This is a genomic window from Nocardia sp. NPDC050712 (assembly GCF_040654295.1).
In the GTDB taxonomy this organism is placed as follows: domain Bacteria; phylum Actinomycetota; class Actinomycetes; order Mycobacteriales; family Mycobacteriaceae; genus Nocardia.
This window is the reverse complement of sequence record NZ_JBFAHT010000002.1, coordinates 672,905-685,734: the sequence shown is the minus strand read 5'-3', so window position 1 is coordinate 685,734 and position 12,830 is coordinate 672,905. Positions and strand designations below refer to the sequence as shown.

Below are 12,830 nucleotides of genomic sequence, written 5' to 3'. Positions count from 1 at the left end.
GACGTCGCGGCGATGCGCCCCGGCGGCATCTGGGCGGCGCCCGGCCGGGTCAACATCATCGGCGAGCACACCGACTACAACGGCGGCTACTGCCTGCCCATGGCCCTGCCGCAGGTGGTGCGGTGTACCGCGATGCCGAGAACCGACGGCCGGGTGCGGGTGGGCTCCCAGCAGCATCCCGCCGACCGGATCGACGTCCCGCTGGCCGGGCTGGCCGAATCCCAGGTCACGGGCTGGGCCCGCTACCCGCTCGGCGTGGTCTACGAGTACCACCGCCGCGGGCACCGCATACCCGGTGTCGACCTGGAACTGGACGGGTCGGTGCCGATCGGCGCGGGGCTGTCCTCCTCGGCCGCGATCGAATGCTCGGTGGCGATCGCCCTGCGTGACCTGTTCGAGCTATCGGTCTCCGACGCCGAACTCATCGACATCGCGAACAAGGCCGAGAACGACTACGTCGGCGCGCCGACCGGCACCCTCGACCAGACCGCCTCGATCCGCTGCATCGCCGGGCACGCGCTGTTCCTCGACGCCGGAACCGGCGAAACCGCCCAGGTGCCCTTCGATCTGGCCGCCAAGGGGCTGGCCCTGCTGATCGTCGACACGAACACCCCGCACGCGCTGGTCAACGGCGAGTACGCGCGCCGCCGACGCGAATGCGAGGCCGCCGCGGCCGAACTGGGCGTCGAGCGGCTGCGCGACGTCACCGATCTCCAGGCCCTCGCGGTGCTCACCGACCCGGTCCTGCGCCGCCGCGCCCGCCACGTGGTGAGCGAGAACGCCCGGGTGCTCGCCGTGGTCGAGGCCCTGCGCGACGGCTCCGACCCGCGCGCCATCGGCCCGATCCTCACCGCCGCGCACTCCTCGCTGCGCGACGACTTCATGGTCTCCACCGCGCAGCTCGACACCGCGGTCGAAGCCGCGCTCGACGCCGGCGCGCACGGCGCCCGGATGGTCGGCGGCGGCTTCGGCGGCAGCATCATCGCGCTGATCGACGCCCGCTTCACCGATCGCGTCGTCACCGAGGTCGAGAAGCGTTTCCGCGCGGCGCGTTTCGCCGAACCCCGGACGTTCACGGCGGTGCCGTCCGCCGGGGCGCGGCGGGTGGATCACCCATGACCCCACCGCCCTCGGGACAGCAGTACCGGATCACCTCCGGCGCGCAGGAGGCGGTCATCGTCGAGGTCGGGGGTGGCATTCGCGAATACCGGGTCGACGGCCGCGATGTCCTGCAGCCCTACGCCGAGGACTCGATGGCCGACGGCGCGCACGGCGCGGTGCTGATCCCGTGGCCGAACCGGTTGCGCGACGGCAAGTATCAGTTCGGCGGCGCCGACTACCGGGTGCCGCTGACCGAACCGGCCAAGAACAACGCGATTCACGGGTTCCTGCGCTGGCGGCCGTGGGATGCCTGCGGGTACAACGAGAACGAGGTCATCATGCGCACCTCGATTCATCCCCGGCCGGACTACCCGTTCCATCTCGATCTGGCCGTGCACTACGCGCTCGCCGAGGACGGCCTGACCGTGACCACGACCGCGCGCAACCCCGGGGCGGTCCCGGCGCCGTACGGCTGCGGCCATCACCCCTATCTGTCCCCGGGCACGGGCCGCATCGACGCGGCGATACTGCATCTGGACGCCGCCACCCGGATCCGGACCGACCCGTACCGCCAGCTCCCGACGGGCACCGAACCGGTCGCGGACACACCGCAATTCGACTTCACCAGCCCGCGCCAGATCGGATCGGCCACCATCGATCACGCGTTCACCGATCTGGCGCGCGACGAGGACGGCCGCGCCTGGGTGCGGCTGCGCGGCACCGATCATCGGATCGCCGAGCTCTGGGTGGACGAGACCTACCCGATCATCCAGCTGTTCACCGCCGACACCCTCGGCGCGGCCCATCGGCGCGCCGGCCTCGCCGCCGAGCCGATGACCTGCCCGCCCAACGCCTTCCAGAGCGGGGACCGCCTGATCCGGCTGGCGCCCGGCGCGTCTGTGACGACCCGCTGGGGCGCCCGGCTCAGCGCCGCGCCGTAGCGGGGATCCGTTCCAGCACACCGCCTGCGAACACGTCGTAGAGCGGCAGCGTTTCCAGGTGCACGTAGCCGATGTGGCAGTCGCACACGGCCAGTGGGCAGGCGCGCGGCCGCAGGGCCGCCCGATAGGAGCCGTCGTAGAGGTTGCCGAGCTCCGTACGGACGAAATGACAGCGGCGCACCGTGCCGTCGCCGTCCACCGAGATCACGGATTCCCCGGTGCGACAGGGCAATCCGCCGGATCGGTGGGGATGCAGGCTGTACTCGAACAGCGGGTCCAGTTCCGACCACGCGGCGGCGTCCGCGGCCGAGAGCTCATGTCCCTCCGGCGCGTTCACCCAGAGGTAGACATGCTCGGGCAGGTCCGCGCGCAACCGGCGGGCGGCGCCCAGATGCTCTGGGAAGCCGACCACGCCGACACTGAAGCGAATTCCCTTGTCCGCCAGATCCGCGCACTTGGCGGTGAAGCGTTCGTACGGGGTCTGGCCGGGGTGGTAGGTGCACCACAGCGCGAGCGTGCCGGGGTCGGCCTCGGTGAGCCAGTCGGTGCGGCAGCTCAGATTGGTCTGGATCGCCACCCGCCGGACCTGCGGCAGCCGCGACAGCTCGACCAGTGTCCGCCGGTACCAGGAACGCACCAGCCCTTCGCCCCACGGGGTGAACAGGATCGAGAGGCGATCGTCGGCAGGCTGATCGGCCACCCAGCCGGCGAAGCGTTCCAGCGCGGCGCGGTCGGCCCGCAGTTGCTCGCGGCTGTCCCGGCGCTTGGCGAAGGGGCAGTACGGGCAGTCGTAGTCGCAGGAGGCCAGCGGGCCGCGATACAGGATCGTCAGATCCGTGTGCCGCGTACCCAGTGCTAGCTCAACGGGGTTCATAAGCGGCCATCGCTGCGTGTACGGCGGGTGAGAACAGGCGTGGGCCGAGGGCGTCCGAGTAGGCCAGCCCCTCGGGTGTGAGGCGCAGTAGCGCCGGGCCCGCCGCCGGGTCGAGCCAGCCCAGTGCGGCGAACTCGTCGAGTTCGGCGGCGAAGTGCGCGCCCGGATCCGCGCCGAAGCGGGCGCGGTACTCGGCGACGTCCATTCCCTCGGCCTGCAACAGCGATTGCAGCAGATGCCGCCGCCGGGCCTCGTCCTCGTCGATCGCGCGGCCGACCTCGGCGCGGGTGAAATCCGTTGTCCGCGTGTAGTTGTCGATGATGCCGCGGACCTCGCGCGGTGCGACCGCGTAGTCGAAGGAGTAGTGCAGTCCCGCGGTGTAGGAGCGCGCGCCGCACCCCAGACCGATCATTCCGTCGGTTTGGCAGGCGTAATCGACCGGACCGGCCTCCGGCGCGCCGGGGCGGCGGAACATGCGCATCGAGGCCTGCTCGTAGCCGTGTTCGAGCAGCAGATCGCGACCGGCGCGGTACAGGCGCAGGCGCTGCTCGTCCCAGTCCGCCTCGGTGTCCCCGCCGAGTTTGCCGAGGCCGGTCAGCGGGCGCACGTACAGCGGGTACAGGTAGAGCTCCTCGGGCCGCCAGGCCAGCGCGGCCGCGAGCGAGGTGCGCCAGCTGCGTTCGGTCTGGCCCTCGATGCCGTAGATCAGGTCGATATTGAGCACCGGGATGCGCGCGGCCCGAATCCGAGCCAGCGCGGCCTCCACCTCCGCGCGGCGCTGCGGTCGCACCGCCGCCTTGGCCTCGCTGTCCACGAAACTCTGCACGCCGATGCTCACCCGGGTCGCGCCGCGCTCGGCCAGCACCGCGAGGCGGTCGGCCGTGGCGGTGGTGGGCGAGGTCTCCACCGAGAGCGGGACCGCGCGCAGATCCGCGCCCATCCGCTGCTCGGCGATATCGCAGAGCCGGGTCAGCTCGTCGGCGGACAGGTAGGTCGGCGTGCCGCCGCCGAAGGCCGCCGCCGCGAAGCGCACCGGCCGGTCCCCGAGCGCCGCGCGCACGGCGTCGGCCTGGCGCTCGAGGGCGTCCAGGTAGCGGCCGGTCAGGTCGTCGGGCGCGCCGATCCGGGTGAACAGATTGCAGAAGCCGCACCGGTATTCGCAGAACGGGATGTGCGCGTACAGCGACAGCGCGTCGACCGGTTCGCGCTCCCAGAGTGCGCGCAGCGGCGGCCGGTCGGGCAGGGGACGGTAGGCCGTCTTGTGCGGATAGCCGTAGACGTAGCTCTGGTAGGGGCGGGGACGAATCAGCGTGGTCATGGGTTGGCCTCTAGGAAGAACTGGGCATAGGGAACGGTCCATACCGATTCGTGGCCGAGGCGGTGCCCGGTGAAACCGTCCTCGCCGTAGGCGGTGCCGTGATCGGAGCAGACGATGGCGAAGCAGCGGCGGCGACTACGCAGCGCGGCGAACAGCCGGCCGATGTGCCGGTCGACGTATTCCAGTGCGGCGGCGTGAGTTTCGCGGGAGTCGCCGTCGGCCTTGGTCGCGCCGGGCAGATGGAACCAGTTCGGCTGATGCAGGGCGGAGACGTTGACGAACAGGAACAGCCTGCGCTCGCGCGGCAAGGCGGCGACAACCTGCTCGGCCCGGCGCACCTGCGCCTCGAAGGATTCCGGCGCGGCCACCGAGAACTCCGGGTCCCAATGGCTCTCCTGGAACAGCCCGGGCAGGGTCGACCCCATCGGGCCGCGCTTGTTGAAGAACCCCACGCCGCCGATACACACCGTGCGATACCCCTCGCCCGCGAGCGCGGACACCAGATCCGGGGTATCGAACACGAACGTGCGGCCCGCGGTGGTCTCGCTGCCCTCGAACCGGGCCGCGAACAGCCGCGGATGCGGGCCCGGCGCGGCGGGCGTCGGCAGGAATCCCGCGAACATCGCCTGGTGCGAGGCGTAGGTGAAACTGCCCGGCGCATGGCGCTGCTCCCACACCCCGCCCGGCAGGTGCCGGGCCAGATTCGGCAGCCGGCCCGCCGCGATCAGCTCGGCCGCGACATCGAACCGCAGCGTGTCCAGGGTGACCAGCAGCAGGTCGTCGCGCCCGATCACCTCGTTCATATCCGGATCAGGCATGTGCGACGCTCCCGGCCCGGCGCCGGATGGCGGCGACCTGCGCGTCGTAGGTGTCCCCGGATTCGGCGCCGCCGCCCGCGAAACCGCGCAGGCCCGGCAGCAGATCACCGAACGCGTTGACCTCGCCGACGGCGAACCGCCGCCAGCCCGGCGCGGGCAGCAGATCCACACCCACGCGGGAGAAGCCGGGGAAACAGGCCGCGGCGTGTTCACACGTCGCCAGCGCCTGCGCCCAGTGCTCGCCGATGACCGCCCGGGCCGCGGCCAGATCGCCCCGCGCACCGCCGAGATGCAGGTTCGTCATCGGCCAGCGGCTGGTCCGGACCACCGCGTGGGTGGCGCGGCCGTCGACCACGACGACCCGCAGATCGGCCGTGCGGCCGTGCAGGGCGGCCTTGGGCAGCCAGCGTTCCAGGTGCAGGCCGTCCGGAGCGAGCGCGTCGACGATCGCGGCGACCTCGGCCTCGGTGGTGTAGGTGGCGACGCGCAGCGAATTGAACAGGCCGCCCTCGGGATCGCGGCGGACCGAGGTGGTCGCGCGGACGCGCCCACCGCTCGCCGTCGCGATGGCCAGCACGCCGGAGGCCGAGGAACCGTGCGCGAGTTTGACGAAGACGCGCGTGAGTCCGGCGTCGGCCATCAGCGCCCGCACGTCGTCCCAGCCGCCGAGCGCCGGGTGCGCGGGCCCCGAGGTCGGCGAGAACGGCACGGGGACATCGGCTTTCGACAGCACGCCGTGGCACAGGCGCTTGTCGAAGAGCACGGCCAGATCCTCGGGGTCGTCCAGCAGACGCGCCGGCAACCCGCGCGCCGCGGCGAGGAACCGCCGGTACCAGAGTGCCGAACCCTCCACCCGGGTCGGATCGCCGGTCGCGCGCAGGATGCGGTCGACCGCCGCGTCCTCGCCGGGCGAATCCAGCCGCACCATCTCATCGGGGTCGAACTCGGCGCGCCCTTCGAGCACGTCGAGCCACGACACGACCCTGGCCTGCGGTAAACCGGCGCGCCGCAGGGCATCTTGGAATCCGGTGACGCGGCGGTTGCCGGGGATGCCGACGACGGCGAGCGCGGGTAGGGCGTTCACTCCCCTACCGAGACGTAGCGCCACTCCCGGTCGTCGTCTATTTCGGCCTCCTCCTCTTCGGAGAGGATCACCTCCACGCCGAACGGTTCCAGGGCCGCGGCCAGCCGCTTGCTCAGCGCCGAGCTGATGAAGTGGTGGTGCAGGTCGAGGGTTTTCAAGTGGGTGAGCGGCTGGCCCTCCAGCAGCGCGGCGGCGCCCTCGTCGCCGAGTGTGCCCAGGGACAGATCCAGCGTCGTCAGGCGCGCCACCACCGGCGCCGCGGCCACCGCGACCGCGACCTGGTCCTGAATCTCGCTGTTCCGCAGGCCGAGATGGCGCAGCGCGGGGAACCTGGTCCCGGACAGGAACGGCTCGAGATCGCTGATCTCGGCCGTGGCGCCGTATTCGGAGGTGCCGAGCCAGAGGTCCAGGCGCTCCACCGCGGGCAGCTCGCTGGCGGCGATCGCGCGCAGCACCTCCACGTCCAGGCCGCCGGTCTGCACCGACAGCGTGCGCAGCTTCGCGTGCTCGATCGGCCGCAGGCGCATGTTCTCGCCGCCGCGGAAGCCGAACTCGCGCAGCTTGGGGAACGCTTCGAGCAGTGGCGTCACATCGGATTGATGGATCCAGGAGCACTCGTTCTCGTCATAGGTGATGTCGCCGAGGAACACCGCGCGCAGCGCGGGCAGCCGATCCGCGGCCTCGACCAGCGCGGCCACCACCGGCTCGGAATCCTCGTCGCCCTCGCCCCAGACTCCGACGACCAGCGCGCGCACCGCCGTGCTCTCCACGGTGTCCAGGAAGCGGGCGAACGCGTTCACCCAGCTTTCCTTGCTGTCCCACGGTTCGATGGCGACGCGCCAGGCCACGTCGTCGGCCGCCGGCAGGTCGGCGGTCGAGGCGGCGTCGGGAAAATCGACCACGGGTAGCCCGTGGAATCCCTCCATGTGGTCGGAAATGGCCATGTCGCGGGCTCCCCATATCTCAACGATCCGATGTGCCAGCAAGTTCTACCAGGGGCGGCCGACAGCCGCGCGGGCCGCCGCGAATTGTCGTACCCCCGCGCTACTTTCGAATGCGGGAGCCGGCGCACGGGGCGGCGGCTCGGAGGGAGTAGGCGATGTTCCGACAGGGCGACGTATTGATCATGCCGATCACGAAGGAGTCCGTGCCCGAGCGCTTCCAGGCCGAGTCCGGTGAGCCGCGCGACGGTCGCGGGCGCCTGGTGCTGGCGCTGGGCGAGGTCACCGGCCACGCGCACGCGCTCAGCGCGCCCGGCCGGCTGATCCGCACCGGCACGGCCACCGCGCCGAAGCTGCTGCATCTGCCCGAGGGCGGGCGGCTGGTGCACGAGGAGCACGCGCCGATCGCCCTGCCCAAGGGCTGGTACCGGGTGATCCGGCAGCGCGAATACGTGCCCGGTTCGGTCCGCGTCATCGCCGACTGATCTTCGTAAACTCCAGCACAGAGCGGATTCTCATGCACACCATCGATTCTTGGCGCGGCGTCGCGGCCACCAGCGGGCGGGCCGATCGGCCGGCCGCCGAGGCCGGAGTGCGGCGCGCGTACACCGCCGCCGGGCTGGCCGAGCCCGCCCACATCCTCTGGGCCGACTCCCCGGTCGCGGGCGTCGCCGCGGTCCGCGCGCTGGAGCGGCCGGGCCGCAGCGTGCGCGAGACCGTCCGCACCCGGCCCTGGGCCGCCGAGCGCGAGCGGCGCTACACCGAACTCGGCGCCGAGGGCTGGAACGAGCTCTGGAACGCGACCGGCGGGCAGCTCTGGGACAGCACCCGGGCCCTGGCCGAACGCATCCGGGTCGGCGTGATCGAGGACATCCTCGGCCCCTTCGAAGCCGGCGCGGACGACGACACCGGCGACGCGCGCCGGGCCCGCACCGCCGCCGAACGCGAGATTCGCGGCGTGCTGCTCGATGCCGTCCTCGGCCAGCACGACGCACCGTGGCTGGCCGCGTTCGACGGCGCCGAGAGTCTGGCGGGCCTGGCCCAGGTCGCCCGGAGCGCGGGCTGGTGGTGGCCGTTCGAGCACGCCGTCGTCCTCTGTGAGCGGCCGCTGCATCTCGAGCGGGACGAAGCCGGGCGGCTGCACAGCGGCGAAGGGCCCGCGCTGGCCTTCCCGGACGGTTTCGCGCTGTACTCCTGGAGCGGAATGCCGGTTCCCGCGGGCTTTCTCAGCGAACTGAGCACGCTGACCCCGCAGCGCATCCGCGAGGAGGAGAACGCCGAGCTCCGCCGCGTCATGCTCGAATACTTCGGCTACGACCGCTATCTCGCCGAATCCGCGGCCGAGCCGGTGCACCGCGATGAGACCGGCATCCTGTGGCGGATACCGCTGCCCGACGACGAGGACGTGGTGATGGTGGAGGTGGTCAACTCCACGGCCGAGCCGGACGGCTCGTTCAAGACCTATTGGCTGCGGGTGCCGCCCAGCACCCGGACCGCCAAGCAGGGCGTGGCCTGGACCTTCGAATTGGACGCGGCGAGCTACGAACCGCTGCGCCAGACCTGATTTCAGGCCAGGAAGTGCGCCACGCTGCGCCGGATCTTGTCGACCGCGGCCGGATCACCGCACCGCAGGGCGGTATTCGCCGCGCTCAGCACGGCATCGATCTGGAAGGCGACGAGGTCGGCGTCACGCGCGCCGACCTCGCCCGCGGTCACCGCCCGCTGTAGCTGGTCCGCGAGCGCGGCGAGCCATGCGCCCTTGGTGGCGAGCAGGGCGTCGCGGACCGGGCCGGGCACGCTGTCGAACTCGGCCAGCGTGGCGTTCCAGAAGCAGCCGCCCGCGAACAGCGGCGCGACGGCGTAGTCGATCCAGCGTTCGACGAGCGCTCGGAGGCGTTGCGCGCCTTCGGGTTGCTCCTGCGCGGGCCGCACGACCGAATCCACAAACAGGCGCCGTGCGTGTTCGATCGTGGCCAGTTGCAGGGCTTCCTTGGTGCGGAACAGCGTTTGGATACCGGCTTTGCTCAGCCCGGTGTCGGTGGCGAGGCGGCCGAAGCTCAGGCCGCCGAGCCCTTCCAGCGAGGCGAGGTCCACCGCTTGGCGCAGCACCAGCTGCCGGGTGCGCGCGCCGCGTAGCAGGCGCTTGTCGGTGATCTGCTCCGCCGCCGCACTGTGCATGCGGTCGATCGTACTCTCGGTTCTCAGCGGGCCAGCCGATGTGCCAGCTGCTTCACCAGTTCCGCCGCGATCACCGCTTGGCCCGAGGTGGAGAAGTGGATGCCGTCCGCGCTGAGCAGGTTCGGCCGGTCGTTGAACTCGTGGTCCCAGAAGTCGGTCAGCACTGCGTCGTACTCCCCCGCCAGCCGGCGGGTGAGGTCGTTGAGCCGGCGCAGGCGATCGTGCCAATCGGCGAACACGGGAACGACGTAGGCGCGGCCCAGCGTGAACACCGAGAGCTGCGCGCCGGTGGCGGCCGCGAGCTCGTACATCGTCCGCAGATCGTGCTCGATCGCGTCGAAGTCGGGGTCGCGGCGCACGATGTCGTTCGCGCCGGAATTCAGGTGCAGCAGGTCGGGTTCGAAGGCCCGGATCCGTTCGAACTGCTCGACCAGCACCTCGGGCGTCTTCGCGCCCACCTGCGCCAGGTTCAGATAGGCCAGATCCGGCCGCACACTGCGCAGTATTCCCGCCATCCGCTCACCCCACCCGATCGGCGCGTAGCCGGGCGTGGGATCGCTGGTGCCCGCCGAGAGGCTGTCACCGATCACGCCGAAGCGCCGCCACGGCGCGTCGTAGAGCAGCGCCGCGGCCGCCTCCGGGCGCAGGCACAGCGGGTCCGTCTCTTCCGAAAGCATCGTCGATGTCATAAACTAAGCATACGGTCGACCGCACACTTACTGCAAGCAGCTCGGAAGGCGCTCGGCGAGACGGTGGATTAGGTTGATGCGCAATCGAACTGGAGGAATCCCCGAATGGCTCACCTATGAAGGTGCATCACCTGAACTGCGGCAGCATGCGCCTGCCGACCGTCGACCTGATCTGCCATGTGCTGCTCATCGAGACCGACAACGGCCTGGTCCTGGTCGACTCCGGGCACGGGCTGCGAGAGTCCGCCGACCCCGCCGGGCGGCTCGGCCCGATCCGCCGGTTCAACCGGCCCGCCTGCGACCCCGCCGAGACCGCCGCGAAACAGGTGCAGGCCTTGGGTTTTCAGCGCACGGACGTGCGCCACATCATCCTGACGCACTTCGACTCCGACCACGCCGGCGGCCTCGCCGATTTCCCGGACGCGCAGGTGCACCTGACCGCCGCGGAATTGCGGGGCGCCGTCACCGAGCCGACCTGGCAGGAGCGCGTGCGGTTCCGTTCACCCCAGTGGTCGCACCATCCGAAGTTCGTGGAGCACACTCCGGCCGGTGAACCGTGGCGCGGTTTCGCCGCCGCCCAGGAACTCACCGATATCGCGCCGGGCATCGTGCTCATCGCGATGCCCGGCCACACCCGCGGCCACGCCGCCGTCGCGGTGGATGCCGGGCATCGCTGGGTGCTGCACTGCGGTGACGCCTTCTATCAGCAGGGCACCCTCGACGGCCGCTCGAAGGTACCCGCCGTCCTCACCGCGATGGAGGCCTTCACCGCCGTGGACCGGAAGCAGGTGCGCGCGAACCACGCCCGCCTGGCCGAGCTCTACGCGCGCGCGGATCCGGATCTACTGCTGGTCTGCTCCCACGACCCGGTCCTGCTCGACCGGGCCCGGGCCACCGCGCACGCCTAGAACGCCTCGCCCTCGGTGCTGACCTCGAAGGTGTTGAGGAAGTTGCACACCAGCTGGTAGAAGCCCACGGTGAGCACGAAATCCGCCAGCTGGCCGACGCTGAACTGCCGCAGGGCCGCCGCGCGATCGGGCCCGCCGAGGGTGTGCTCGGCCAGCAGGCGATCGGTCCAGCGCAGCACCGCGGCCTCCGCGGCGGACAGGCCGTCGAGCAGGCCGGTCTCGGCGGCCTTGATCGCGGGTTCGCCGAGACCGACCGCGCGCGCGAACCTTTCGTGGTGATGCAGTTCGTAGGGTGCGCTATAGGCATGGCCGACGCGCAGGATGGCCAGCTCGCGCAGGTCCATCGGCATCGAATTGCGCTGCAGCATCGCGTCGGCCACCGCGTAGAAGCTCAGCGCCATGCCCGGCGAGTGCGCGATCATCCGGTAGACGTTCGCGTTGCGCGTGGTCAGCGCCGCGCGCACCGCGTCGGACAGGGTCTCGCTCTCGGGGTAATCCATCTCGTGCCTCCTCAGGCCGGCTTGTCGACTTCGCCGCGGATCGGGTCGCTGCCGTCCCAGGTGGCGGCCACCTCCCGGATGTACTGGAAGAACTGGCCTTTCGGGCCGCTGGTGTCGGAGATCTCGATGATGTGGCCGAACGATTTCTCGGTATCGAAGTAGGCGAAACGCCCCTGCGGGCCGCCGATGCACCCTTCGTGGCCCACCTCGTACCCGAGCCCGAGGGCCTTGTCGTACAGGCCCTGGAAATCGTCGGTCCAGTAGGCGATGTGCTGCAAACCTTCGCGCCCGGAGTCCAGGAACTCCCGGTACAGCGACGGCGCGTCGTTGCGCTGCTGGATCAGCTCGATCTGCAGATCACCCGAATTGGCCAGGGCGATACTCATTTCACCGCGGATGGCGCGCCCCGATGGGTGAAATAGTCGGTCGGCACGTCGTGGACGTAGAACCACGGCCCGATGCCCTGCTCGAGCCACCGCCGCATCTCGACCCGGATATCACGCACCACATAGCCCAACTGGGCGGGTTTTCCGAAGATCCGGCTCACAAGCAGCTCCATCCATCGACGACCTCCGGCGAGCATCGCCGCCGAGTACGACTTCCGTCAATCCCCGAATGCTGGTGGCCGGACATCGTCACCCGTTCCGGTGGTTTCGCAGCTGCCAGGGATCGTGCGCGTTGAACAGCGCGATCTCGGGGTTGGTGCGCGTCAGCTCCCGCAGCCGGGCCTGGGTGCCCAGGCGCAGATCCCGGTCGAACTCGGCGCTCTGCTGCAGGTAGTCCAGTACCGGATGCGGAGTCGGCGGCAGCTCCAGTTCGCGGTGGTAGTAGTAGGCGTCGCCGCAGTGCAGCAGCCACCGATCATCCTGTCGCACCGCGACTCCCATGTGCCCCGGGGTGTGCCCGCGCAGCGGCACGAGCCGGAAGTCCGGCCCGAGCCCCTCGGGAACGGCGGCGGTGAACCCGAACCACTCGTCGCCGGGTTCCGGGGTGTAGGTCACCCAGTTCGGCCCGTGCGCCCAATGCGCCGGCCGGTACCGGGTCGCCGCCGCTTCGGCCAGCGCCGTGTCGAGTTCGGCCGTGTGCACGTGCACCTTGGCCGCGGGGAAATCGGGCAGGCCGCCGGAATGGTCCACGTCGAGGTGGGTGAGCAGGATGTGCCCGACATCGCCCGGCGCGTACCCGAGCCGCTCGATCTGGCGCACCGCGGTCTCCTCCTCGTCGAGCGCCGGTTGCGCGAACCGCACCCAGTCGGCTTCCAGCGTCCCCTCCGGGTCCCGCACGTTCACCAGGCCGAGCCCGGTCTCGATGAGCACCAGGTCGTCCGCGGTCTCGACCAGGAGGCAGTGGTTCACGGTATGCGCCGGGTCCGCTCCCGCGGTGGTCGCTTCGATCTTCGCCATGGACCCGCAATTGAGGTGATGAATCTTCATGCCCGCTAGTCTGTGACTTGAAGCGCGCTTCAAGTCAAGGAGTGA

16 protein-coding genes are annotated in these 12,830 nt (G+C 70.7%); 5 read left to right on the top strand and 11 right to left on the bottom strand.

Annotated features, from left to right (window positions below):
• The first annotated feature begins 12 nt into the window (after nt 1-12).
• Nucleotides 13-1,119 carry a galactokinase gene (gene galK / locus AB0H76_RS13655; protein ID WP_357326168.1) on the top strand — a complete coding sequence of 369 codons (1,107 nt, stop codon included), beginning with the start codon at nt 13-15 and terminating at the stop codon, nt 1,117-1,119.
• Nucleotides 1,116-2,042, top strand: coding sequence for an aldose 1-epimerase family protein (locus AB0H76_RS13650; RefSeq protein WP_357322255.1), 927 nt, complete (start codon nt 1,116-1,118; stop codon nt 2,040-2,042). The genes galK and AB0H76_RS13650 overlap by 4 nt, the downstream gene beginning before the upstream one ends.
• Here AB0H76_RS13650 and AB0H76_RS13645 read toward each other — a convergent pair.
• From AB0H76_RS13645 to AB0H76_RS13625, 5 genes are read right to left on the bottom strand one after another with little or no spacing between them, the layout of a single operon-like run.
• Nucleotides 2,026-2,916, bottom strand: coding sequence for an STM4011 family radical SAM protein (locus AB0H76_RS13645; protein WP_357322252.1), 891 nt, complete (start codon nt 2,914-2,916; stop codon nt 2,026-2,028). The genes AB0H76_RS13650 and AB0H76_RS13645 overlap by 17 nt on opposite strands.
• Nucleotides 2,903-4,234 (bottom strand): STM4012 family radical SAM protein, encoded by a 1,332-nt coding sequence (locus tag AB0H76_RS13640; RefSeq protein ID WP_357322249.1) that lies wholly within the window; start codon nt 4,232-4,234, stop codon nt 2,903-2,905. Before AB0H76_RS13640 ends, AB0H76_RS13645 begins: the two co-directional genes overlap by 14 nt.
• A complete protein-coding gene (locus tag AB0H76_RS13635; protein WP_357322246.1) occupies nt 4,231-5,052 on the bottom strand; it encodes an STM4013/SEN3800 family hydrolase in 822 nt (273 codons plus the stop codon). Before AB0H76_RS13635 ends, AB0H76_RS13640 begins: the two co-directional genes overlap by 4 nt.
• Nucleotides 5,045-6,136, bottom strand: a complete 1,092-nt coding sequence (locus AB0H76_RS13630; protein ID WP_357322243.1) for an STM4014 family protein — start codon at nt 6,134-6,136, stop codon at nt 5,045-5,047. Before AB0H76_RS13630 ends, AB0H76_RS13635 begins: the two co-directional genes overlap by 8 nt.
• Entirely contained in the window at nt 6,133-7,080 is a 948-nt protein-coding gene (locus AB0H76_RS13625) for an STM4015 family protein (protein WP_357322240.1), read from the bottom strand. The genes AB0H76_RS13630 and AB0H76_RS13625 overlap by 4 nt, the downstream gene beginning before the upstream one ends.
• Before the next feature lie 155 nt (nt 7,081-7,235).
• On the opposite strand from AB0H76_RS13625, the gene AB0H76_RS13620 reads away from it, so the two are divergent.
• Both AB0H76_RS13620 and AB0H76_RS13615 read left to right on the top strand, forming a co-directional pair.
• On the top strand, nt 7,236-7,562 hold the full coding sequence (locus AB0H76_RS13620) for a hypothetical protein (RefSeq protein WP_357322237.1): 327 nt from the start codon (nt 7,236-7,238) through the stop codon (nt 7,560-7,562).
• A gap of 32 nt (nt 7,563-7,594) precedes the next feature.
• Nucleotides 7,595-8,641 carry a DUF6745 domain-containing protein gene (locus AB0H76_RS13615; RefSeq protein ID WP_357322234.1) on the top strand — a complete coding sequence of 349 codons (1,047 nt, stop codon included), beginning with the start codon at nt 7,595-7,597 and terminating at the stop codon, nt 8,639-8,641.
• Between the two features lie 2 nt (nt 8,642-8,643).
• On the opposite strand, the gene AB0H76_RS13610 is transcribed toward AB0H76_RS13615, so the two are convergent.
• Complete coding sequence (locus AB0H76_RS13610; protein WP_357322231.1) at nt 8,644-9,255, bottom strand: TetR/AcrR family transcriptional regulator; 612 nt, start codon at nt 9,253-9,255, stop codon at nt 8,644-8,646.
• Nucleotides 9,256-9,278: 23 nt separating this feature from the next.
• Entirely contained in the window at nt 9,279-9,944 is a 666-nt protein-coding gene (locus tag AB0H76_RS13605) for an SGNH/GDSL hydrolase family protein (protein WP_357322228.1), read from the bottom strand.
• 116 nt (nt 9,945-10,060) lie between these two features.
• Between AB0H76_RS13605 and AB0H76_RS13600 the strand changes: the two genes are divergently transcribed.
• Nucleotides 10,061-10,852, top strand: a complete 792-nt coding sequence (locus tag AB0H76_RS13600) for an MBL fold metallo-hydrolase (RefSeq protein WP_357322225.1) — start codon at nt 10,061-10,063, stop codon at nt 10,850-10,852.
• Here AB0H76_RS13600 and AB0H76_RS13595 read toward each other — a convergent pair.
• The 4 genes from AB0H76_RS13595 to AB0H76_RS13580 form a co-directional block, all read right to left on the bottom strand.
• Nucleotides 10,849-11,352 carry a carboxymuconolactone decarboxylase family protein gene (locus tag AB0H76_RS13595; protein WP_357322222.1) on the bottom strand — a complete coding sequence of 168 codons (504 nt, stop codon included), beginning with the start codon at nt 11,350-11,352 and terminating at the stop codon, nt 10,849-10,851. The two genes, AB0H76_RS13600 and AB0H76_RS13595, sit on opposite strands and share 4 nt — an antisense overlap.
• A gap of 11 nt (nt 11,353-11,363) precedes the next feature.
• Nucleotides 11,364-11,738, bottom strand: a complete 375-nt coding sequence (locus AB0H76_RS13590; RefSeq protein WP_357322219.1) for a VOC family protein — start codon at nt 11,736-11,738, stop codon at nt 11,364-11,366.
• On the bottom strand, nt 11,735-11,911 hold the full coding sequence (locus tag AB0H76_RS13585; protein WP_357322216.1) for a hypothetical protein: 177 nt from the start codon (nt 11,909-11,911) through the stop codon (nt 11,735-11,737). The genes AB0H76_RS13590 and AB0H76_RS13585 overlap by 4 nt, the downstream gene beginning before the upstream one ends.
• A 76-nt stretch (nt 11,912-11,987) precedes the next feature.
• Complete coding sequence (locus AB0H76_RS13580; protein ID WP_357322213.1) at nt 11,988-12,785, bottom strand: MBL fold metallo-hydrolase; 798 nt, start codon at nt 12,783-12,785, stop codon at nt 11,988-11,990.
• Nucleotides 12,786-12,830: the final 45 nt, after the last annotated feature.

What these genes read in the sequence shown, in the direction of transcription:
- galK (WP_357326168.1), top strand. Translation starts at nt 13, where the DNA reads ATGCGCCCCGGCGGCATCTGGGCGGCGCCCGGCCGGGTCAACATCATC.
- AB0H76_RS13650 (WP_357322255.1), top strand. Translation starts at nt 1,116, where the DNA reads ATGACCCCACCGCCCTCGGGACAGCAGTACCGGATCACCTCCGGCGCG.
- AB0H76_RS13645 (WP_357322252.1), bottom strand. Translation starts at nt 2,916, where the DNA reads ATGAACCCCGTTGAGCTAGCACTGGGTACGCGGCACACGGATCTGACG.
- AB0H76_RS13640 (WP_357322249.1), bottom strand. Translation starts at nt 4,234, where the DNA reads ATGACCACGCTGATTCGTCCCCGCCCCTACCAGAGCTACGTCTACGGC.
- AB0H76_RS13635 (WP_357322246.1), bottom strand. Translation starts at nt 5,052, where the DNA reads ATGCCTGATCCGGATATGAACGAGGTGATCGGGCGCGACGACCTGCTG.
- AB0H76_RS13625 (WP_357322240.1), bottom strand. Translation starts at nt 7,080, where the DNA reads ATGGCCATTTCCGACCACATGGAGGGATTCCACGGGCTACCCGTGGTC.
- AB0H76_RS13620 (WP_357322237.1), top strand. Translation starts at nt 7,236, where the DNA reads ATGTTCCGACAGGGCGACGTATTGATCATGCCGATCACGAAGGAGTCC.
- AB0H76_RS13615 (WP_357322234.1), top strand. Translation starts at nt 7,595, where the DNA reads ATGCACACCATCGATTCTTGGCGCGGCGTCGCGGCCACCAGCGGGCGG.
- AB0H76_RS13610 (WP_357322231.1), bottom strand. Translation starts at nt 9,255, where the DNA reads ATGCACAGTGCGGCGGCGGAGCAGATCACCGACAAGCGCCTGCTACGC.
- AB0H76_RS13605 (WP_357322228.1), bottom strand. Translation starts at nt 9,944, where the DNA reads ATGACATCGACGATGCTTTCGGAAGAGACGGACCCGCTGTGCCTGCGC.
- AB0H76_RS13600 (WP_357322225.1), top strand. Translation starts at nt 10,061, where the DNA reads ATGAAGGTGCATCACCTGAACTGCGGCAGCATGCGCCTGCCGACCGTC.
- AB0H76_RS13595 (WP_357322222.1), bottom strand. Translation starts at nt 11,352, where the DNA reads ATGGATTACCCCGAGAGCGAGACCCTGTCCGACGCGGTGCGCGCGGCG.
- AB0H76_RS13590 (WP_357322219.1), bottom strand. Translation starts at nt 11,738, where the DNA reads ATGAGTATCGCCCTGGCCAATTCGGGTGATCTGCAGATCGAGCTGATC.
- AB0H76_RS13585 (WP_357322216.1), bottom strand. Translation starts at nt 11,911, where the DNA reads ATGGAGCTGCTTGTGAGCCGGATCTTCGGAAAACCCGCCCAGTTGGGC.
- AB0H76_RS13580 (WP_357322213.1), bottom strand. Translation starts at nt 12,785, where the DNA reads ATGAAGATTCATCACCTCAATTGCGGGTCCATGGCGAAGATCGAAGCG.